This window comes from Lutimaribacter marinistellae, from assembly GCF_042648365.1.
GTDB classification, from domain to species: Bacteria; Pseudomonadota; Alphaproteobacteria; order Rhodobacterales; family Rhodobacteraceae; genus Lutimaribacter_A; species Lutimaribacter_A marinistellae.
Genome location: NZ_JBHRXI010000017.1, coordinates 136,436 through 156,782 on the forward strand (window position 1 = coordinate 136,436; position 20,347 = coordinate 156,782).

25 protein-coding genes and 1 pseudogene are annotated in these 20,347 nt (G+C 62.8%); 16 read left to right on the forward strand and 10 right to left on the reverse strand.

The window, feature by feature from the left end:
- Positions 1-6: 6 nt before the first annotated feature.
- From ACFORG_RS17135 to ACFORG_RS17155, 5 genes are all read right to left on the reverse strand, one after another.
- Positions 7-789 (reverse strand): ABC transporter ATP-binding protein, encoded by a 783-nt coding sequence (locus ACFORG_RS17135; RefSeq protein WP_386736753.1) that lies wholly within the window; start codon positions 787-789, stop codon positions 7-9.
- Between the two features lie 105 nt (positions 790-894).
- Positions 895-1,650 (reverse strand): phosphate/phosphite/phosphonate ABC transporter substrate-binding protein, encoded by a 756-nt coding sequence (locus ACFORG_RS17140; RefSeq protein WP_386736754.1) that lies wholly within the window; start codon positions 1,648-1,650, stop codon positions 895-897.
- Entirely contained in the window at positions 1,647-2,084 is a 438-nt protein-coding gene (locus ACFORG_RS17145; protein ID WP_386736755.1) for a tellurite resistance TerB family protein, read from the reverse strand. Before ACFORG_RS17145 ends, ACFORG_RS17140 begins: the two co-directional genes overlap by 4 nt.
- A 43-nt stretch (positions 2,085-2,127) precedes the next feature.
- The gene (locus tag ACFORG_RS17150) at positions 2,128-2,568 is read right to left on the reverse strand and encodes a tellurite resistance TerB family protein (RefSeq protein WP_386736756.1); all 441 of its coding nucleotides are present in this window, start codon (positions 2,566-2,568) and stop codon (positions 2,128-2,130) included.
- A gap of 42 nt (positions 2,569-2,610) precedes the next feature.
- Positions 2,611-2,904, reverse strand: a complete 294-nt coding sequence (locus ACFORG_RS17155) for a DUF1330 domain-containing protein (protein WP_386736758.1) — start codon at positions 2,902-2,904, stop codon at positions 2,611-2,613.
- 97 nt (positions 2,905-3,001) lie between these two features.
- On the opposite strand from ACFORG_RS17155, the gene ACFORG_RS17160 reads away from it, so the two are divergent.
- Together ACFORG_RS17160 and ACFORG_RS17165 are read left to right on the forward strand one after the other, a co-directional pair.
- Positions 3,002-4,042 (forward strand): dipeptidase, encoded by a 1,041-nt coding sequence (locus ACFORG_RS17160; protein WP_386736759.1) that lies wholly within the window; start codon positions 3,002-3,004, stop codon positions 4,040-4,042.
- Positions 4,043-4,221: 179 nt separating this feature from the next.
- Entirely contained in the window at positions 4,222-4,365 is a 144-nt protein-coding gene (locus ACFORG_RS17165; protein WP_386736760.1) for a hypothetical protein, read from the forward strand.
- Positions 4,366-5,130: 765 nt separating this feature from the next.
- Here the strand turns inward: ACFORG_RS17165 and ACFORG_RS17170 are convergent.
- Positions 5,131-6,420: a hypothetical protein gene (locus ACFORG_RS17170; protein ID WP_386736761.1), complete on the reverse strand. Its 1,290-nt coding sequence runs from the start codon at positions 6,418-6,420 to the stop codon at positions 5,131-5,133.
- Positions 6,421-6,572: 152 nt separating this feature from the next.
- Here ACFORG_RS17170 and ACFORG_RS17175 point away from each other — a divergent pair, with 152 nt between their 5' ends.
- The 7 genes from ACFORG_RS17175 to ACFORG_RS17205 all read left to right on the forward strand — a co-directional run bounded on the left by ACFORG_RS17175 (position 6,573) and on the right by ACFORG_RS17205 (position 12,116).
- Positions 6,573-6,839 carry a hypothetical protein gene (locus ACFORG_RS17175; protein WP_386736762.1) on the forward strand — a complete coding sequence of 89 codons (267 nt, stop codon included), beginning with the start codon at positions 6,573-6,575 and terminating at the stop codon, positions 6,837-6,839.
- A 74-nt stretch (positions 6,840-6,913) separates the two neighbouring features.
- Positions 6,914-8,206: a guanitoxin biosynthesis MBL fold metallo-hydrolase GntH gene (gene gntH / locus ACFORG_RS17180; protein WP_386736763.1), complete on the forward strand. Its 1,293-nt coding sequence runs from the start codon at positions 6,914-6,916 to the stop codon at positions 8,204-8,206.
- A gap of 4 nt (positions 8,207-8,210) precedes the next feature.
- Complete coding sequence (locus ACFORG_RS17185; RefSeq protein WP_386736764.1) at positions 8,211-9,305, forward strand: CobW family GTP-binding protein; 1,095 nt, start codon at positions 8,211-8,213, stop codon at positions 9,303-9,305.
- Between the two features lie 4 nt (positions 9,306-9,309).
- On the forward strand, positions 9,310-9,642 hold the full coding sequence (locus ACFORG_RS17190) for a DUF1622 domain-containing protein (protein ID WP_386736765.1): 333 nt from the start codon (positions 9,310-9,312) through the stop codon (positions 9,640-9,642).
- A gap of 30 nt (positions 9,643-9,672) precedes the next feature.
- The gene (locus tag ACFORG_RS17195) at positions 9,673-10,104 is read left to right on the forward strand and encodes a YidH family protein (RefSeq protein WP_386736766.1); all 432 of its coding nucleotides are present in this window, start codon (positions 9,673-9,675) and stop codon (positions 10,102-10,104) included.
- A complete protein-coding gene (locus ACFORG_RS17200; RefSeq protein ID WP_386736767.1) occupies positions 10,104-10,958 on the forward strand; it encodes a bile acid:sodium symporter family protein in 855 nt (284 codons plus the stop codon). The genes ACFORG_RS17195 and ACFORG_RS17200 overlap by 1 nt, the downstream gene beginning before the upstream one ends.
- A 48-nt stretch (positions 10,959-11,006) precedes the next feature.
- Positions 11,007-12,116, forward strand: a complete 1,110-nt coding sequence (locus ACFORG_RS17205) for an HlyD family secretion protein (RefSeq protein ID WP_386736768.1) — start codon at positions 11,007-11,009, stop codon at positions 12,114-12,116.
- Between the two features lie 21 nt (positions 12,117-12,137).
- On the opposite strand, the pseudogene ACFORG_RS17210 reads toward ACFORG_RS17205, so the two are convergent.
- The 3 genes and pseudogenes from ACFORG_RS17210 to secG form a co-directional block, all read right to left on the reverse strand.
- Positions 12,138-12,744: pseudogene (locus ACFORG_RS17210) on the reverse strand (transposase).
- 95 nt (positions 12,745-12,839) lie between these two features.
- Positions 12,840-14,483, reverse strand: coding sequence for a CTP synthase (locus ACFORG_RS17215; protein ID WP_386736770.1), 1,644 nt, complete (start codon positions 14,481-14,483; stop codon positions 12,840-12,842).
- Positions 14,484-14,654: 171 nt separating this feature from the next.
- Positions 14,655-15,023, reverse strand: a complete 369-nt coding sequence (gene secG / locus ACFORG_RS17220; RefSeq protein WP_386736771.1) for a preprotein translocase subunit SecG — start codon at positions 15,021-15,023, stop codon at positions 14,655-14,657.
- A 208-nt stretch (positions 15,024-15,231) separates the two neighbouring features.
- Between secG and ACFORG_RS17225 the strand changes: the two genes are divergently transcribed.
- The 4 genes from ACFORG_RS17225 (at position 15,232) to ACFORG_RS17240 (ending at position 17,443) form a co-directional block, all read left to right on the forward strand.
- Positions 15,232-15,666: a DsrE family protein gene (locus ACFORG_RS17225; RefSeq protein WP_386736772.1), complete on the forward strand. Its 435-nt coding sequence runs from the start codon at positions 15,232-15,234 to the stop codon at positions 15,664-15,666.
- Positions 15,667-15,834: 168 nt separating this feature from the next.
- Positions 15,835-16,449, forward strand: a complete 615-nt coding sequence (gene nthA, locus ACFORG_RS17230; RefSeq protein WP_386737042.1) for a nitrile hydratase subunit alpha — start codon at positions 15,835-15,837, stop codon at positions 16,447-16,449.
- Positions 16,446-17,123 (forward strand): nitrile hydratase subunit beta, encoded by a 678-nt coding sequence (gene nthB, locus ACFORG_RS17235; RefSeq protein ID WP_386736773.1) that lies wholly within the window; start codon positions 16,446-16,448, stop codon positions 17,121-17,123. Before nthA ends, nthB begins: the two co-directional genes overlap by 4 nt.
- Positions 17,120-17,443 (forward strand): nitrile hydratase accessory protein, encoded by a 324-nt coding sequence (locus ACFORG_RS17240; protein WP_386736774.1) that lies wholly within the window; start codon positions 17,120-17,122, stop codon positions 17,441-17,443. The genes nthB and ACFORG_RS17240 overlap by 4 nt, the downstream gene beginning before the upstream one ends.
- 12 nt (positions 17,444-17,455) lie before the next feature.
- Here ACFORG_RS17240 and ACFORG_RS17245 read toward each other — a convergent pair whose 3' ends face one another.
- Positions 17,456-17,866 (reverse strand): DUF6524 family protein, encoded by a 411-nt coding sequence (locus ACFORG_RS17245; RefSeq protein WP_386736775.1) that lies wholly within the window; start codon positions 17,864-17,866, stop codon positions 17,456-17,458.
- 176 nt (positions 17,867-18,042) lie between these two features.
- On the opposite strand from ACFORG_RS17245, the gene ACFORG_RS17250 reads away from it, so the two are divergent.
- From ACFORG_RS17250 to ACFORG_RS17260, 3 genes are read left to right on the forward strand one after another with little or no spacing between them, the layout of a single operon-like run.
- A complete protein-coding gene (locus tag ACFORG_RS17250; RefSeq protein WP_386736776.1) occupies positions 18,043-19,338 on the forward strand; it encodes an adenylosuccinate synthase in 1,296 nt (431 codons plus the stop codon).
- Between the two features lies 1 nt (position 19,339).
- Positions 19,340-19,585 carry a DUF2842 domain-containing protein gene (locus ACFORG_RS17255; protein ID WP_386736777.1) on the forward strand — a complete coding sequence of 82 codons (246 nt, stop codon included), beginning with the start codon at positions 19,340-19,342 and terminating at the stop codon, positions 19,583-19,585.
- Between the two features lie 55 nt (positions 19,586-19,640).
- Positions 19,641-20,339, forward strand: coding sequence for an SDR family NAD(P)-dependent oxidoreductase (locus tag ACFORG_RS17260; protein ID WP_386736778.1), 699 nt, complete (start codon positions 19,641-19,643; stop codon positions 20,337-20,339).
- Positions 20,340-20,347: the final 8 nt, after the last annotated feature.

Consider the following 20,347-nt stretch of genomic DNA (forward strand, 5'->3'; position numbering starts at 1 on the left):
TTTGTTTTATGCCGCCTGCGTGGCCGAGAGAAAGCCCCGCAAGCGTTCGGATTTCGGCGCGCCGAACAGCGCGTCCGGCGGGCCTTCCTCTTCGATCAGCCCCTGGTGCAGGAACACCACGTGGCTGGAGATGTCGGCGGCCATCTTCATGTCGTGGGTGACGATGATCATCGTGCGGCCCTCGGCGGCGAGGTCCTTGATGACCTTGATCACCTCCTGCTCCAACTCGGGATCGAGCGCGGAGGTGGGTTCGTCGAACAAGAGCGCCTCGGGCTCCATGCACAGGCCGCGTGCGATGGCGGCGCGCTGTTGCTGGCCACCGGAGAGCTGGGCGGGATAGGCGTCGCACTTGTCGCCGATGCCGACCTTGTCGAGATAGTGGCGTGCGGCCTTTTCGACCTCGGCGCGATCACGGCCGAGCACGGTGACGGGCGCCTCCATCACGTTTTGCAGGATGGTCATGTGGGCCCAGAGGTTGAACTGCTGGAACACCATCGACAGGTTCGTGCGGATGCGCAGCACCTGCTTGGGATCGGCGGGGCGGCGGTCGTGCCCGGCGCCGCGCCAGCGCACGGGTTCGCCCTTGAAGCAGATGTCGCCCTGCTGGCTGTCTTCGAGCAGGTTGCAGCAGCGCAGCAGCGTCGATTTGCCGGAACCGGAAGAGCCGATCAGCGACACCACGTCGCCGCGATGGGCGGTTATGTTCACGCCCTTGAGCACTTCGAGCTGGCCGAAGCTCTTGTGCAGGTCTGTGATTTCGATGACGGGCGCTGTGGCTGGTTCGGGCACGGGTCGTCCGGGGTTGCTGCGAGTGTTAGGCAGGTATCTGTTCGCAAAACAAGGCGCAATGCAACGTGCAATTCGGCGGAATGGGCGCGTGAACCTCCGAATTGACTAAACGGAATGCAGAATCTCCGCCGGTTCGGGGGGTGTCGGTACGGCGAGGTAATCTTTGGCGGGGATGGAGACCAGCCCGTTCAGATGCAGGTCGGCCCGGTCGGCGGGGTCCAGCGCCGCGATGGCGTTGCGGATTGCGGCGGCAATGGGCGCGGGGTCGTGCGATACGGAAGTTATGTAGGGCAGGCCGGGGGTCGGATCGGTGCGCGCGATCTCTCGCAGCGCATCCGTGGTTCGGTCATGCGCGCGCAGCAGCGTCCAGGTGACCGCGTCGAGGGCGGCGAGATCGGCGCGACCCTCGGCCACGGCGCGGGCCGAAGCGGCATGTGCGCCGGTCTTTAGCCCGCGTTCGGGTGCGCGCCCCTGCTGCGCGAACCATGTCACCGGGGCGGACCAGCCCGATTGCGAGCCGCCCTCGTTATAGGCAAAGACCCCCTCGGCCAGAAGCTGGGGCAAGGCGCGGGCATCGTCGGAGCGGGCAACAAGGACCGAGTTGTAATGGCCGGGCGGGCAATCCGGCAGGCCGTAATCGGGCGTGCCAACCAGCGTGACATCTCCATGCAGCCGGGTCCGGTAGGGCATGCCGCAGGTCTGGGCCAGCAACAGGTCGGGTGCGCGCCATGTGTCCCATGCCGGCAGGTCGCGCGAGAGGGCATAGGGCCCGTAGCCGAGGTTTTCGCGGATCAGTGCCCAGTAGCGATCATGCGCGTCGCGCAGTTCGGGCAGGTCGTACATGCCCAGCCAGGCGATCATCCCCGGGCGGCTTTTTGCCGGGCCAGCGCCGAGTCGCGGTCATTGACGCCCAGCAGGTTCGAGACGAGGCGCAGCAGCGCGTCCTCTTCCTGCGTGCGTTCGCCGTCGGCGAGGACAACGGCCCAGAGTGCCTCGACCACCGCGCGGCGATCTTCGTAGGCGACGGCATCCTTGATGGCACGGGTGAAGCGGACGGTGTCGGGCGCCTCGGCCTCGAGCGTTTCGGCCTCGGACCTCAGGCTTGTCGCCTCGAACGGGGTGAGGCCATAGCGTTCGGTCACGATCCGGTCGATCCGGGACTTTTCCTCGGGGTCGTAGCGTTCGTCCGAGCGCGCGATGCGTACGAGCAGCGCGGTCAGGGCCAGCCGCGCATCGTCATCGGGCAGCGGTTCGGGATCGGGATGGGTGAGGCGGTTGAGAAAATCGCGGAACATGGCAGTGACCTTAGGGCGCGCAGGGCGCGGGGCCAAGCGCGGATCACAGCCGGGACATGACCCGGGCGCGCGAGGCCTCGCTGTCGTTGAAGCTGAGACCCATGGCGATGCGGGCCTCCTCGACGATCTTGAGCTCGCCCTCCTTGGTTTCGCCATCGGCGAGCACGACCTCCCACAGGGCGTCCATCGCGGCGAGCCGTTCCTCGAGACCGGTGGTTTCGCGGATCAGCTTGCCGAACGTGTCGGTTTCGGGCGCGGCGGCATGCAGTTTCTCGCAGGTCGCGCGCACCTTGGCCGCCTCGATCGCGTTGTGGCTGTAGAGCCGTGCGAGGATGCGGTCGATCAGGCTGATCTCTTCGAGCTGGTAGTCGCGGTCGGCCTGCGCCACGCGCACCAGCAGCGCGCCGAGCGCAAGCTCGGCATCGGGATCGGGCAGGTGGGTTTCCTGTGGCGGGCGGAACGCCGCGAAGAATTTTTTCAGCATGGAGTCCCCTTAGCGCCGAATACGCGTTCCGCCAAGGGGGGATCAGCCTTCGTAGCCGCGAATGATGACCATGTCGCCGGTCGAGACCGGGTCTCGGATCGCCTTGGCCTGCTGGTAGCCGGGGCTGTCGTAGCATTCGAGCGCGGCCTCGTAGCTGGGAAACTCGATCACCACGGTGCGTTTGCGGGCCTTGCCCTCTTTCTCGACCCGTTCGCCGGCGCGGACGAGAAAGCGCGCGCCATATTCCTTGAACGGGGCCGCGTTGGCGGCGATGTACTGCTTGTAGATCTCCATGTCGTGAACATCGACATGCGCGACCCAATAGCCCTTGGCCATCACTTTCCTCCCTGTCTGACGGGGGCAGAGTGGCGCGGATGGGCGCGGTGTGCAATCCCGCTTGCGGAGCGGCCGCGTTCCGGCGCAAGGTCCCGCCATGACACTGATTTTCGATGGGCACAACGATGTGCTGACCAAACTGGCCCGGGCCGGCGGCGCGTCCGCCGCGGCGGGCTTTGCCGAAGGATTGCCGGGACAGCTGGACCTGCCACGCGCCCGCGAAGGCGGATTCGGAGGAGGGTTCTTTGCGATCTGGGCGCAATCGCCCGGAGTGCTGGACCCGTCCGGCCCCCGGCCCGCGGAATATGACCTGGCGATGCCGCCCGAGATCCCCGAGGCGGAAGCTTGGGAGATGATCCGGGTCGAGGCCGAAACGATGCTGGAGCTGGACCGGCTGGGCGCCGTGCGCCTGTGCCGCAGCGTGGCCGAGATCGACGCTGCCCGGGCCGAGGGCGTTCTGGCGGGTGTGATGCACCTGGAGGGGGCCGAGGGGCTGGATGCCGGGCTGACGCGGCTGGAGGAGCTTCATACGATGGGGTTGCGCTCGCTCGGGCCTGTCTGGTCGCGGCCCAACCCGTTCGGACATGGCGTGCCGTTCCGCTACCCCTCGGACGGGGATATCGGCGCGGGCCTGACGGAACGGGGCCGCGAATTGGTGGCGCGTTGCGATGCGCTGGGCGTGCTGGTGGACCTGAGCCACCTGAACGTGGCCGGTATGCGCGACGTGGCAGAGATATCGTCGAAGCCGCTGGTCGCGACCCATTCCAACGCCCATGCGGTGGCCCCCCATGCCCGCAACCTGACCGATGAACAGCTGGCGATGATCGCGGCGACGGGCGGTGTTGCCGGCCTGAATTTCGAGTGCAGCTTTCTGCGCGGGGATGGCCAGCCCGATACCGATATCCCCGAGGACGCGGTGCTGAGCATGCTGGGCCACATGCTGGACCGGTTGGGCGAAGAGGGGGTCGCGATCGGGTCCGATTACGACGGCTGCGACCCGCCCTATTGGCTGGACCGGGTCGAGAAGCTGCCGGCGCTTGTGCAGATGATGGAGCGTGCGGGGTATCCTGCGGCGCGGATCGAACGGATCTGCTGGGGCAACTGGATGCGCGTGCTGCGTGAGACCTGGGGCGCGTGAGGGGAAGGGGGCGCTGCCCCCTCTTGACCCGTGCCGGGTCAATTCACCCCCGGGATATTTCGGGCAAGAGGAAGGCGGGATGTGACGTTACGTAATCTTTGTCACAGACCTGGGCGGGCGAATCGGGTCAGTATGAACCTACGAAATGTCCAACAACCAACCCGGTAAGGACCAGAGCCATGCAACCGACCCACGACAAACACCCCGCCCGAACCCAGCTTTTCAGTACCGACATCCAGGTGCCACTGTTCCGCAAGGTGATCCGTGTCTTCGAGAGCTGCTCGGAGATGCAGCGCAGGGTCAACCGGTTCCACGACGTATGAGTTGGGCGCGCAATGCGCCCCTCATCCTTTTTTTGTTGTTTCCCGCGGTCAAGTGGTGGGTACCCGCAGGATGATTGCCCCCGCCAGATATGTCGAAGACCCTCGTGCGATCCCCTCGCGCAACGCGGTTCAAAACAAGCGCAGACCGTTACGGAAAGCTTCAGGGCGGTTTCATCGCTCAGGGGTGCCCGGTGTTCGCGATGAGACCGCCATTTTCCGCGTATTGGTTTTTGCCTTGACCACGTGCGCCACTGACGTGACGGATCGGCGTCAACGTGGATTGCGGCCTCTTCAGCTCTGCAAGCCTGGATCGTCAAAAATCGGCAGTGTGGTGACTGCGGAACCGGTTCCTTTGTGTCGACCGAATTATGTGAAGCTCCGGAAACCTGGTGTCACTGATGCCGACGCGATCCGCGAAGCAATGAGCCGCGCCACGATGCGCTTGGTGGCGGTCAAAACCCTCGCCTGACAAACCTTGCCGTCGCGGAAGCGGGCACGTGATCTTGTGGTGCGCCAAAGGAGACGGCCGCTTAACGTCCTTCGTGGCCCGGCTAATGGGCTTCGCCACAAGACGATCGCTGCGCCCTGCAACGGTGACCGCTGTGCGGTCAAAGTGGCACCACGGTAGACGGGTTGTCAGTCGCTCATCGAATTTACCTGGTCAATGGCCTGCTACTCGACGCGGCACTCAAGAATTGGACGGGTGAACCGTTCTTGCAGCGTATCAATCAACTGGCGCAGTTTGAGCCGGGTGTTTCGGTTGGGTCATTCGTTCCAGGAATATGCGCTCAATGTGTCCATAACCCGCTTCAGGGTTACCGGATCTTTCGCGAAGAACCTGTTGCTCACCTCGTCTGCCGGGAAGCCGGGCCAAGTTGTCGTCATTTCGAGAATGGCTTGCTCAGCGGCCATATCGTCTCCGGACATCCTTTGAGCGGTCGCGAGCAACATCAGGCTTGGCGCGCTGACCGGCAGGCCGCGCTCGGCCGCGTTCGAGAAGGCTTTGACCACTTCGGGGTAATTGCCCATCATCAGATGCGATGTTCCCCAAATGTTGTTGGCGGCGAACCGACCGCTCCCGGTGCGCGGACGGTCGGGGTCTGACACGTCCGCCATGAGTGAAGGATCATTCGCCAAGAGCGCTGTTATGCCGACAAGATCGAGCGTATGGCCATCTTCGGGCGCCAGTTCGACGGCGATGCGGGCGCGTCGCAACGCGCCTGCCATGTCGCCGGCCACGGCGAGCGTCCAGCCATGCGCCGCCTGTGACCAGGCATCGGACGGGCCGAGATCGGTCGCGCGCTCGGCCATCGCCAGTGCCTCGGAGAGCAATTCGGATGCCTCGGTGGCGTCATCACTCAGAAAGGACTGCAGTGCCAAGACCTGCGCGGACCCCGCATAGCCCGCGGGAAGACCCGGATCGAGAGCAACGACATGTCGAAACGACTCCAACGTGATCGTCTGCCTTTGAAGGTCGAACAAGGGAAAGAACAGTCCCCGCGCCTGCTGTGCAAGATTGGCGGCCTGAACGCTGGACATCGATCTCTCTCTCAGAGCGGCAAGTCTGGCCGTTTCAGTTCGGGTTACGGGTTCAGGCTTCCTTGCGTCGTTTCGAAAGGTAGCGATGCCAAATCCCACCGCCAAACAGGTCAAGCCCAAGGATACGAATATGGCAAAGGTGGTCAGCGATCCCACTTTGCGGCGGGGTTCCGGAGGAAGCACAGCAGCGGAACGCATCGTGTATGCAGGTTCAACCGTCTTGAACCGCGGGCGATAGCCACCGGTTTCTATCTGAATGCGAAGCGGAACCGCACGGCCCTCGTCCGCGTAATACTCGTCAAGCAGACGCCGCAGACGCCGGGCCTCGACGCGCACCAGGTTTTGCGCATTGCCGGCCTCGTCCAGATCCCTTTGATAGACATCGGTGGCAATCGTCTTGCCTTTGATCGCATGACCGCGCCCCGCAATCTGCTCTTCGACGATATAGGTCAGAAAATCCTGCAATCGTGGTGAGTTGGCAAACGCCTCGGATTTCAGAACGTCCGCCAAGGCCATTCTGATGTCGTCGAGAGGTGGCGTTGCAGAGCGCTGATTGCTTCCCATTTCGTGGCGGTCTCACCTTTGGCTTACCGTAACTCACCTCTTCGCGGCGGCCAAGTTCGCGCAGGGAGACTTAGGCTGGGCTGAATTTTTGGCAAAGGCGCCGGATGAGACCCGAGGATCTGCATACGCTTTTTCCTGACATGTGCGCGCGTGTTCTGACCGCCGCGTACGATCACCCCGGAGTTCGCGCCGCGATCCGGGATCTGGACGAGGTGCTTTGGCGGATCGCGCGTTGCGAGGAAGAGACAAGAGCCAGAGCCGACTGGGAAACGACGCGGGATGAACTGCTGGCGGAGATCAGGCGTCTGGTAAAGCGAACGACACTTCCATCGCGAAAGGCGGATCTCGAACCGCAAGACGACCGTGGCTGACGGCGACAGTACATCGGAGCCGCAATGTTGCCGGTGCCCGCACCACGAACCGACACAAATCTGGAGGTAAACAGATGACCCAACCCCGCAACCCCTATGGCCGCCGTCCCGGTGGTGGGATCACCCTGCCGGACTATTTCCGGCCGACACCTTCGTGTACCAGCAACAACTTTTTTCCGCCCAACGAGCCACTGGCCAAAGGCGAAATGCGGATCTGTTTTCCCGGGAGCACCCCTTGGCCGCCAACTCTGGTGCAATCCGGCACGTCCATCGTGTTGGAGCTTGGCAACGGCACGCCCTTCCCGCGGCGTCTTTTCTTCGACTTCGGCAACGGCTGTGTGAAGAACATTCTGCAGATGGGCATTTTGCCTCCGATGGTGCGTGACATCTTCATCAGCCACCTGCATGTCGATCACTATGCGGACCTGCCCTATTTCATGCCCTTCCGCGCCTGGTCCGGCGGCTGGCGGAATGGTTTGCGCATCTTCGGCCCCAGCGGCGACCGTCCCGAAACCGGCACACAATTCATGGTCGACAAGATGCACGAGATGATGACCTGGCATCTGGAAAACTTCGACCATTGCCCGATCGGCGCAGGCTATGACACCGAAGTGGTCGAGTTCGATTACAGGGACGAGGGTGGTGTCTGCCTTGAAGAACCAGGCCTGAAAGTCACACATTGGGCGCGCAGCCACGTCAAGAACGGTGCGTCTGCGTTCCGGGTCGATTGGGAAGAGGCCGGGCTATCCTTCGTGTGGACCGGAGACGGTCGACCCGACGAAAGCACGATCAAGTTCGCCAAAGGCTGTGATGTCTTTGTCACTGAAGGTCAGGCGGACCTGCCGCAACTTCTGAACTACAAATACGGCACGCCCAAAGAGGTTCTGGAGTTCACTCTGGATACCTATCACACCCCTTACTATGCGGCGGGTTACCTCATGAACGAAATTCAGCCGCGCGTCGGGGTGATCTGCCACTACACCGAGGAATCCGCGGGAGAGGCCATTGCGGAGATTCGTGCCCATTGGGACGGGTTGTTCCTGTTTGGCGGCCCGGACACCAAGGTCATCAACGTCACCAAGGACCGTGTTTGGGAGCGCATGGCCTTGCGCCCCGAGGCCGCGGCAATGCAGCCTCCAGACCCGCGCACATTGTTCCCGGAAGGGGAAATGCCGGACTACATCCAGATTCCGAAACCACGTCTGCCTCGGGAAGAACAGCAGGACGCGTTTCTGCGCGAACGCGAACTCGATCCGGCGCTCTACATGCCTGAAGACGTTTTTCGGCCGCTCACGCAGCATTACGACGAAGAGACCTTTCGCTTCGATATTCAGGCGCTGATCGCATCGCGCGATCATACGGATTGATCCCTTGAAACGTCTCTGCCGCGCCTTGATCGGCGCGGCGATCCCCCCAGACTACATGGTGACCCACGTGGACAACGCGACTGCAAGCCCCGTTCCCCTTACGATCCTGACCGGGTTTCTCGGGGCGGGAAAAACCACCCTTCTCAACCACATTCTGACCGGGGATCATGGCCTTAAGGTAGGTATCCTCGTTAACGATTTCGGCTCGATCAACGTGGATGCCGATTTGGTGGTCGATGTCGAGGACGGGATGATCAGCCTGGCCAACGGTTGTGTCTGCTGCCAGATCCGGGACGATCTGGTCGATAGTGTGGCGGACTTGATCGACCGCGACGACCCGGTCGAATATGTCATTCTTGAAGCCAGTGGCGTTGCCGATCCGGCGGGTATCTACATGACGTTCGTCGACTCGGCCTATCGGGACAAGATCCGTCTCGACAGCGTGACATGTGTGGTGGATGCCGATCAGGTCTTTACATACGATGATCCCGATCTCGCCAAGCTGAAACTTCAGCAGATCGGCTTTGCCGACCTTGTCATCCTGAACAAGGTCGATCTTGCCGGGCCTGACGGCGCGGCCAGGGTAAAGCGCTGGATCGAAAGCCATTTCAGCCGTGTTCGCCTGGTGCCGGCCATTAAGTGCAAGGTGCCGATGAGCATCGTGCTTTCGGTCGGACGCTTTGATGTTGAAAGGGCAATGCCGACCGTTGGTCACGACCACGAACAAGACCACGAGCGTGAACATTCCCACGGGTCCATGTTCAGCACCTGGAGCCTTGTCGAAAGCCGGCCGTTTTCTCGACCTGCGCTGGAACGCATGATCAAGCGGGAACTGCCCGCCAATATCTATCGTTGCAAGGGATTCGTGCACCTCGCCGATGATCCTGTACATCGGTATGTTTTGCAGGTCGTGGGACGGCGTATCGAATTGACCCGGGATCGTCGCTGGGGCGTCGAAGCCGCCCGAACCCGGATCGTGGCGATTGCGCACAAGACCACCCTTGACCAAGGCCATCTGGAGCAACTCTTTGCGGGTTGCCTCGCCACGGGGGGAGATGAGACGACCCTGTCCAAAAAGCCGCTGGCGGTTGAGCAATAGACCGATGAACGGGCTCGAAACAGCGGTGGTCTCTTTGGCCGATGCCCTTCAGCTTGTGTTCGAGGCGGCAAGCGTTTTGGTGGTTGCATTCGGCGGCGCGGCGTTTCTTGCGATGCTGTTCAAGCAAGCTGGAGCCGAACGAACAGCCGTCGCTCGGCGCGTTTTCGGGCGATACCTGATCATCGCTCTTGAGCTCCAATTGGCCGCCGACATCATATCAACGGCAACCGATCCGACGCTTCAGGAGATCGGTAAGCTGGCAGCCATCGCCGTAATTCGAACTTTTCTGAATTATTTCCTCGTCCAGGAACTGCGCCAGGAAGAGGCCCGAATCTAACCGTTTTCCTTGAACACCCGGAACCAAGTCATGGAACTCGACGACGAAGACATTGATCCGCCACGGCTATCCAACAATGAACTGGCGGAGGGGCGCACGAGTCTTGCGTTCGAACGGTCGCGGCTGGCCTCCGACCGAACGACAATGGGTTACATGCGCACCGCGATCTCGCTCATCGGGTTCGGGTTTTCGATCCCGGCGTTGTTCAGAGTCCTGACGGAGGTGCCGGGACTTGAAAACGCTCCGATCGAGCGGGCGCGCTTTCTCGGGCTGTTCATGCTTGTTCTGGCTGTTTTCATGCTGAGCGCCGCCGTCTTGCAACAGGTTGTGTTCCTGCGACGGCTGGCCAGGACGGCAGGAACGTCCTTTCCCATGTCCGTGGCGCTTTTCGCTTGCATGGCCGTTCTGGCGCTTGGTCTGTTTGTGACGGTTAACGTTCTGATGCAGATCGGACCGGCGTGATGGAGACCTCTGTTCCCTTTGACACGACGGCCGAGTTGCTGATCTATGCCTTCGTGTCACTCGCGATGTTGTGCATCGGGATGAACGCGTCCCTGCGGGATTTCGGTGTCTTGTTGCTCGATCATGGCAGAACGGCACGCACGCTTGTTGCAAACATCGTTATACCCCCGATAGTCGCGTTTCTTCTGATATCCTTGCTGCCGATGAACGAAACCTCTGCCGCGGTTCTGTTCTTGCTGGCCTTTGCCCCCGGCGGCATCAACGCGCTGCAGTTCTCGACAAAGGCGCCGGGTCAGATGGCGCTTGCTGGCGAGTTGCTGTTCCTGCTGTCCCTGCTTGGCCTGATCACCGCCCCGGTGGCGGCTCAGGTCATTCTCGCGTCAGAGGCTCGTGCTGGCGTTCCGGGGGGCGAACTCATGTTGCGGGCCATCGGTCTTGTTGCTGTTCCCCTCGCGATCGGGGCGGCCATCCGGCTGCGCGCGTCGAACCTTGCCGAAACGCTCTACAAGCCAGCGATGCTGGTCTCAACGTTGTCGTTCGTGGCGGCCGTGCTATTGAGCCTGAGTGTCCGGCAGGACGCATTGGCCACCATCGAACCGGCGACACTTGTCGCCATGACTGTGTTCATCTTGGCGCTGATGGCCGCCGGATGGGTTTTGGGTGGGCCGAACCCGAAGCAGCGCCAAGTCTTGGCGGCCGCGACGAACCTTCGAAATGTCGGCCTGGTCTATGTGCTTGTCGATGGCTGCTGCGAAGGAGGTGGACACAGCGTTGTGGTTCTTGCGTTTATCGCCCTCATGGTGCCGGCCAACCTTCTTTTCACGGCTATTTGCGCTAAGCTGAGCAGGCGTTGAAAAAAGCTGCGCATGCACGCGCCGTGTCCAACACGGAAGGAGACAGGGATGCTCATTGTTCTCGGCCTGTATTTCGGCGTGGCCTGGCTGGTCTTTTCCAAGCTCAGATTGCTGCCATGGAACGGATTGTCCAAGGGCGTGGTCTATGGCGGCGCCTTGGTGATCGCCCTGGCGGTGATCGGCGCGTTGAACCATACGGCACCCTCCGGACCGGTTTCGGTTCAGGGGGCTGTCATCAATATCGCGCCGAATGTCGGCGGCCCGGTTACAGAGGTTGCGGTCGAAGCCAACCAGCCTGTCAAACAAGGCGACATTCTTTTCCGGATCGATGACACGACCTATCGGGCCGAGGTGAGGCGGCTCGAAGCATCGCTGTCCTCGGCGCACGCCGCTGCCGATCAGCTCAAGACGGATTTGAAAGCAGCAGAAGCCGATATCGATTCTTTGAAAGCACAGCTTGCCTTTGGCAAACAGCGCAGGGACGACATCGTCCGGCTTGCCGAACGTGGCGCGACCGCAGAGTTCCAGTTGCAGGAGGCGGTTTCGACTATCGAGCAGCTGGAGGCCGGACTGCGCGCGGCGCAGGCGCGCAAGGCTGGGCTGGAACGCAGGATCGCGGCGCAGGTGGACGGTGTGGACGTGGCCATGGTCGAGGTGGAGCAGGCTTTGGCCCAGGCGCGTTGGCGGCTCGATCAGACGGTTGTACGCGCGCCCGCCGATGGCATGGTGACGGGGCTGTCTCTGCGCCCCGGAAACCGCGTTTCGCCGGTGCAAGGTGCTGTGAATTTCATCGTGCCCGATGATCGCCTGCTGGTCGCCCGATTGCCGCAGAGCAGCTATTCCAACGTCTCGGTTGGCGATCCCATTCGTGTGGCCCTTGGGACTATGCCCGGCCAAGCGTTCGAAACCCGTATCCGTGCGATCCCCTCAGCCACGCGGGAAGGCGCGTTGGACACACGTTCGGGATTGCCGTCGCTGCGGGATATTACCGGGGCATCGGCCTATGTCGTCACGATAGATATTCCTGATGGCCCCGCCGCCGATGCTGCCCGTCTTGGCGCGTCAGGCACAGCGCTGATCATTACCGAGCAGGCCGGCGCGATCGCTGCGCTTGCAGAAGTGCTGTTCTGGGTCAACAAGATGCTGAATTACATCTAGTCGGGACTCCAGCGGCAGGATTCATAACCAGTAGATGACCGTTGCGGCGAGGGCGATGGCTGGGAGGACGCTTTTGGGACAGCGGTCATAGCGTGTTGCCACGCGCCGCCAATCTATGAGCCTCCCAAACATGATCTCGATTACAGCCCGGCAGTGCATTGCGCAGCAATGCCACGAGAGGGACGGTTGCGCGGTTTGTATCGGCCTTTGTCGTGTTTCATCGTCGTCGTGCGCTGTTTTCGGTCAGGGATACAGGCGCCTAACCCTTGGTTCGACCGATCAGGCGGCCGGGCCCCCCTTTTTCGCGGCCATGCTGGTCGCGGTGCGGTATGCCTTCGGGTAGGTCGCGTCGAGCATCGCGGTCTTTTCCTCCCCGTGTTCGGCGGCGAGGCCGACCATCATCCGGGCGAAAACACCTTTATTGCTCCAACGCCTCTACCGGCTGTACGGCGTCTTGCGCGGTCCGTAGGCTTCCGGGGCATCTCACCAGCGCAACCCACTGCGATTGATGAAGATCATCCCACTCAGAACCTGTCCGTCATCGACCCGCTGCTTGCCGTGCGACTGCGGCAAGAAAGGGGGAAAGCTTGGCCATCTGCTCGTCGGTCAGCCAGGAAAGGGTGCTCATGAAACCGCTCCGTTTCTGGAGCCGTGAAACACGTAGCACATTGAAAATCAATGCGTTCCGACCTTGGCCCAGAGGGCAAAGCCCTCTGGGCCGGCTCAGACCAGGCGCGAGGTTTCCTTGGCCGCGCGCACGAAATCGGCGAAGAGTGGATGCGGTTCGAATGGTTTCGATTTCAGCTCGGGGTGGAACTGGACCCCGATGAACCAGGGGTGATCCGACCATTCCACGATTTCCGGGAGGCGGCCGTCGGGGGACATGCCCGAGAAGCACAGGCCCGCCTCTTCGAGTTTTTCGCGATACTTCACGTCGACCTCGTAGCGGTGGCGGTGGCGTTCCTCGATCTGCGTGCTGCCGTAGATCCCGGCCACGCGGGACCCTTCCGTGAGGGTGGCGTCATAGGCGCCCAGCCGCATGGTGCCGCCCTTGTCGTCGTCGAGTTTGCGTTCGACACGGTGACTGCCCTGCACCCATTCCTTGAGGTGATAAACCACCGGCTCGAAGCGTTTCTCGCCGGCCTCGTGGTCGAATTCCTCGGAGCCCGCGCGCGCGATACCGGCCACGTTGCGGGCGGCCTCGATCACCGCCATCTGCATGCCGAGACAGATACCAAGATAGGGCACCTCGTGTTCGCGGGCATATTGCGCGGCTTTGATCTTTCCTTCGGTTCCTCGCTCGCCGAAGCCGCCGGGGACGAGGATGGCGTGGAAGCCTTCGAGATGGGGGGCGGGATCCTCGCGGTCGAAGATCTCGGCATCGACCCATTCGATATTGACCTTGACCCGGTTGGCGATGCCGCCGTGGGTCAGCGCCTCGGCGATCGACTTATAGGCGTCTTCGAGCTGCGTGTACTTGCCGACGATGGCGACCTTGACCTGGCCCTCGGGGTTGTAGATGCGGTCGGCCACATCCTCCCACATGTCCAGCGCGGGGCGCGGAGCGGGGGTGATCTGGAAGGCGTCGAGCACGGCCTGATCCAGCCCTTCGGCATGGTAGGCGAGCGGCGCCTCGTAGATCGACTTGAGATCCTGCGCCGCGATCACCGCGTCGGGTCGGACGTTGCAGAACAGCGCCAGCTTCTCACGTTCTTTCTGGGGGATCGGTCCCTCGGAACGGCAGACGAGGATGTCGGGGGCGAGGCCGATGGAGCGCAGTTCCTTGACCGAGTGCTGCGTCGGTTTGGTCTTGAGCTCGCCGCTGGCCTTGATCCAGGGCAACAGCGTCAGGTGCATGAAGATGCACTGGCCGCGGGGCTTGTCCTGGCTGAACTGGCGGATCGCCTCGAAGAAGGGGAGCCCCTCGATATCGCCGACGGTGCCGCCGATCTCGCAGAGCATGAAATCGACCTCGTCCTCGCCGATGGCGATGAAATCCTTGATCTCGTCGGTGACATGCGGGATCACCTGGATCGTCTTGCCGAGATAGTCGCCGCGGCGTTCCTTTTCGAGAACGTTGGAGTAGATGCGGCCCGACGAGATCGAGTCGGTCTTGCGGGCGGCCACGCCGGTGAACCGTTCGTAATGGCCGAGGTCGAGATCGGTCTCGGCCCCGTCATCGGTGACGAACACCTCGCCATGTTCGAAAGGCGACATGGTGCCGGGATCCACGTTGAGATAGGGGTCGAGCTTGCGCAGGCGGACCGAGTAGCCGCGGGCCTGCAGAAGCGCCCCTAGAGCGGCGGACGCCAGCCCTTTGCCCAGAGAGGATACGACACCGCCGGTGATGAATATAAAACGCGCCATTGTTGTTCGGCTGCTCCCGTGAGACCTCAAAATTAAGCTGCCCGGCGGTTTGGGACATCGTCCGAAAACCGCAGCACCACGGGACTTCACGTATAAGGGATTCGCGCCAAAAGCGCAAGGGAACCGCAAGATGCTGTTGCGGTTTCCCTACAGGTTTCTAGGTGTTGTGGATCAGTCGGCGCGCGGTACCAGTGGCGCGTCGTCGCCCTGTGCCGGGGGCAGCAGGTCGCTGCCCGGAATGGTCGGCGTGGTCGCCTCGCCTTCGGTTTCGCTGGCCTCGGGCACGCCGAGCCGGTCGAGAACCGAGGTTCCGGCTGCCTTTTGCGCGGCGATGATCGTGAGCGTGATCGACGTTATGATGAAGGCCACAGCCAGCACCCATGTCACCTTGGACAGCGCGGTTGCCGCGCCACGACCGCTCATCACGCCGCCACCGCCGCCACCCATGCCGAGTGCGCCGCCCTCGGACCGCTGCATCAGAACGACGGCGATCAGGCCCAGGGCCAGAAGAAGGTGGATGATGAGAACGACGTTTTCCATGGGTGTCCTTAGGGGGCGTGACCTGTACCGGGCGCTATCTATGCAAGTTTGCCCCGAGGGGCAAGCCGCGAGTTCGGCGCGCGCTACGCTTCGCTCATCGCCGGGCTTCGATTGCCGATCCGCGCGCCTAAGCGCTCACACATTCAAAAATTGCTATTCCACTCGCCGGATTTTCGTTAGGTTAAGGAACGGTTCAGGGAGGAACACCATGAGAAACATCGTTTTTTGCGCGGCGGTCGGATTGACGCTTGCAACCGGAGCTTTGGCGGAGGGCAAGACGCATTATGTCGCCATACACGTGAACGAGAACGATCCCAAGGTCATGAACATGGCGCTCAACAATGCGGCCAATGTCGACAAATACTACGGGTCGCAAGGTGATGATGTCGTGATCGAAGTCGTTGCCTATGGACCGGGGCTGAACATGCTGATCCCGGGAAAATCGCCTGTTGGTGACCGCATATCGGCGATGAGTCTCGAACTGGAAAACCTGTCCTTTGCCGCTTGCGGGAATACGCATCGCAAGATGTCCGAAAAGGCGGGCGAAGAGATCGCGTTGATGGAGGAGGCGGCCATCGTCCCTTCGGGCGTTGTGCGGCTGATCGAATTGCAGGAACAGGGATACGCCTACGTGCGACCCTGAGGCCTTACCCGGGTACGGCTGGTATGACCTGAGGTGGCGAGTGCGGAGTGGTCATGCATGGGCCGTTCAGCCACGAACGGCTATGTCCCGGAAATCCGGCCTTCGGTCCGGGGTTTGGCCGCGCGGCCGGGGCTGGACAGGGCGGGTGCGGGGCGGCAGTGTATGGTCATGCCGCATGATCATCACGACCACCCGCATTCGCTGTTGCCGCCGGAACCCGCGCTGCGGGTCAAGGCGCTGGAGACGATCCTGACGCGCAAGGGGCTGATCGACCCTGCCGCGCTGGACGAGATCATAGACACTTACGAGACGAAGATCGGGCCGCAGAACGGTGCGCGCGTCGTGGCTCGGGCTTGGACCGACCCGGAGTTCAAGGCGCAGCTGCTGGCCGACGCGACGGCGGCCGTGTCCGAGATGGGGTTTTACGGCCGGCAGGGAGAACACATCACCGTGGTCGAAAACTCTCCGGTGCAGCACAACATGGTCGTTTGCACCTTGTGCAGTTGTTATCCGTGGCCCTTGCTGGGTATTCCGCCGGGCTGGTACAAATCGGATGCCTATCGCTCCCGCGCGGTGCGCGAGCCGCGGCGCGTGCTGGCCGATTTCGGCGTGGCGCTGCCTGCCGAAACTGCGGTGCGCGTCTGGGATTCGACCGCCGAGATGCGATACCTCGTTCTGCCGATGCGGCCCGAAGGCAGCGAGGGGATGGACGAAGAGGCACTGGTCGAACTGGTGACGCGCGATTCGATGATCGGCACCGGGCTGGCGCGGGTGCCGGGATGAGCCGGGTTCATGACATGGGGGGACGGTTCGGGCATGGGCCGGTGATCCCCGACGCAGCCGATGCGCCGGTTTTTGCCGAAGACTGGCATGCGCGGGCACTGGCCGTGACGCTGGCCGCTGGCGGGCTGGGGCAGTGGAACCTCGATATGTCGCGCCACGCGCGCGAGCGGTTGTCGCCCAAGGATTACACGCGCTTTTCCTATTATGAGAAGTGGATTTCGGCGCTGGCGGACCTGCTGGTCGAACGGGGCGTGCTGACCGCGGATGACCTGCGGGGCGTATCCGATGACGAACGGCACGAACTGGCCGAGCGGGCGCTGAAAGCGGCGGTCGTGCCGGATGTCCTGGCGCGCGGCGGTCCGGCGGACAGGGAGGCGGGGCCGGAGGCGATCTTTGCCGTGGGCGACGCGGTACGCACGCTGCGCCCGGCGGGCAACCGGCTGGTCGATGGCGGGCACACCCGGCTGCCCGGCTATGCCGCGGGGGCGCTGGGCCGCATCCTGCGGCGGCACGGCAATCACGTGCTGCCCGACAGCAATGCGCACGGGATGGGCGAGGCCCCCGAGCCGCTATACGCGGTGGTGTTCCCGGCGGCCGAGCTGTGGACCCATCCTGAACATCCGGGCGACGAGGTCGTGCTGGACCTGTGGCAAAGTTACCTGGAGCCTGCATGACAACCCGACCAGACCCCGTATTCGAGCAGCCCTGGCATGCGCAGGTCTTTGCTTTGACCGTGCATCTGAACGAGGCCGGACGTCTGGACTGGTCGGACTGGGCCGCGCGCTTTGGCGCGACCTTGAAGCGGCACGGTCTGTCAAAAGAACTCAATGGCGGCGAGGATTACTTTGCCGCGTGGCTTGAGACGCTGGAGACATGGCTGGCCGAAGCGGGCGCGACGGATGCCGAGGAGGTCAGGGAGGTCGAGGCCGATTGGCGAGAGGCCTACCTGTCGACACCACATGGCCAGCCGGTGCACCTGAAAAGCCATAGATAACAGGCTGGTCGCTCAGGCCTCATATTGATTGGTTTCGGCATCGTCGACTTCCACCGGTCCGGTCAGCCGTTCTCGTACGTGGCCCCAGCTCAACCCGATGGTCAGAAGCGCCGAAAGCGCGAGCAGGCCCAGCCAGACATCGGCGGTCGTGTTGTCGAGATGCAGAAGCCCGAAATCATGAAGCACCCAGAGGAGCGAGGCCACGAGTGTCAGGATCGTGAGCATTCCGAACCCGCCGATCGAGCGCAGTGTCGCGCGGAACAGGATGATGTAGCCGATCAGCAGCAGAAGGCCCAGGAACACGGCCAGGGACAGTTGCGACTGGTGATTGTAGAAGGTCCAGCGCACGTAGTTCCAACTGGTCGGATTGTAGGTCAGGCCCAACAACAAGAATGCGAACAGCCATCGCAGGAAGACGCCCATTTTCCCCACCCCACTCGAAATGCCTTTTTTGCGCGTGAGACTCGCGCAAAGCCCGCCTTGTGTCCAGCCTCGGGGTAAAGCGGTGCGGCGGCTGTGGCGAAATTGCGGTTTCCCTGCACAAGCGGCATCGCTATACCGGGCCGGGTTTTGCGAGTCATTCGAGAAAAGGACCGGATATGGCCAACGTAGTCGTCGTCGGCGCCCAATGGGGTGACGAGGGTAAGGGCAAGATCGTCGATTGGCTGAGCGAGCGCGCCGACGTGATCGCGCGGTTCCAGGGCGGGCACAATGCCGGCCACACGCTGGTCATCGACGGCAAGGTCTACAAGCTGCACGCGTTGCCCTCGGGTGTGGTGCGCGGCGGTAAGCTGAGCGTCATCGGCAACGGTGTCGTGCTGGACCCCTGGCACCTGGTCAAGGAGATCGAGACGGTGCGCGAGCAGGGCGTCGAGATCACGCCCGAGACGCTGATGATCGCCGAGAACACGCCGCTGATCCTGCCGTATCACGGCGAGTTGGACCGTGCGCGCGAGGAAGCGGCGAGCAAGGGGACCAAGATCGGCACCACCGGACGCGGCATCGGCCCGGCCTACGAGGACAAGGTCGGTCGCAGGGCGATCCGGGTTGCGGACCTGGCGGACGAGGCAACGCTGGAGGCGCGGGTGGATCGCGCGCTACAGCACCACGACCCGCTGCGCAAAGGTTTGGGTGTCGAGCCGATTGACCGCGACGCTCTTGTCGCGCAGCTGAAGGAGATCGCGCCGCAGATCCTGCCCTATGCTGCGCCGGTCTGGAAGGTGCTGAACGAGAAGCGTAAGGCGGGCAAGCGCATCCTGTTTGAGGGTGCACAGGGCGCGCTGCTGGACATCGATTTCGGCACTTACCCGTTCGTCACCTCGTCCAACGTGATCGCGGGGCAGGCCGCGACCGGCGTGGGCGTGGGCCCCGGTGCGATCGACTATGTGCTGGGGATCGTCAAGGCCTATACCACCCGCGTGGGCGAGGGGCCGTTCCCGACCGAGCTGCACGATGGTGACGGTCAGCGGTTGGGTGAACGCGGGCACGAGTTCGGAACCACGACCGGGCGCAAGCGGCGCTGTGGCTGGTTCGACGCTTGCCTTGTGCGCCAGACCTGCGCGACATCGGGTGTCAAGGGCATCGCGCTGACCAAGCTGGACGTTCTGGACGGGTTTGAAACGCTCAAGATCTGCGTCGGTTACGAGATGGACGGAGAGCGCTACGACTATTTGCCGACCGCCGCCGACCAGCAGGCGCGCTGCACGCCGATCTACGAGGAGATGCCGGGCTGGAGCGAGTCCACCGAGGGCGCGCGCAGCTGGGCGGACCTGCCGGCGAACGCGATCAAGTACGTGCGCCGGGTCGAGGAGTTGATCGACTGCCCTGTCGCGCTACTGTCCACCTCACCCGAGCGTGAGGACACGATCCTCGTCACCGACCCTTTTGCGGATTGAGATGAGCGAACAGAGCAAACAAGGATTGAGTTACAAGGCACGGCGGCGGTGGTCGCTGGTCATTCTGCTTGTCGGTATGCCGCTTTACATCGTTGCCGTCGTGACCGTTGTGAACGTTCTGGATCGGCCACCGATCTGGGTCGAGTTCCTTGTCTACGTGTTGCTTGGCATCGTCTGGGCGCTGCCCTTCAAGTTCGTGTTTCGCGGCGTGGGCCAGGCCGATCCGGACACCGGACGCCAGGAGTGACCGCGGGACGGTTTGTTTTGCAGAAATGCGTGCGTGATGCCGTGCGAGCGTGGCCATGAGGTCGCGCGTCGCGCTTGTCACCGGTGGGGCGCGCGGGATCGGTCGGGCAATTGCAGGCGAGCTGTCCCGCGATCATCGCGTTGCGATCACCTGGCGCAGCACAGAGCCGGAAGGGTTGGACGCGGAGGTGCTCCCCCTGCATGCGGATCTGACCGAGGCCGGTGCGGCCGAGGCGGTGATTGGCGGCGTGATCGCGCAGTTTGGCCGGCTGGATGTGATCGTCAACAACGCAGGTTTGGTGGCGCCCTCCGCAGTCGAGGCGTTTGATCCAGACCGGCTGCATGACATCCTGAGCGTCAATCTCGTCGCGCCGCAAGCCCTTCTGGCAGCGGCTTTGCCGCATCTCGAGGCTGGTGCCGCGATCGTGAACATCTCGTCGGTGAATGCCGTGCTGCCGCCGCGCGGGGCATCGTTTTACGGGGCGAGCAAGGCGGCGCTGAACCTGTGGACGCGAGCGATGGCCAAGGAGCTGGGTCCACGGGGCATCCGGGTGAATGCCGTTGCGCCCGGTGCCGTCAATACGCCCGAAGCGCCGCGATCAGAAGATCTGACCGAGTTGTTCGTCAGGGAGACTGCGCTGGGCCGGATCGGCAGGCCGCAGGACATCGCGCGGGCGGTGCGTTTCCTTGCGGGAGAGGATGCGGCTTTCATAACGGGCGAGGTGCTGACTGTTTCCGGCGGCTATCGCCTGTAGCGTAGCTC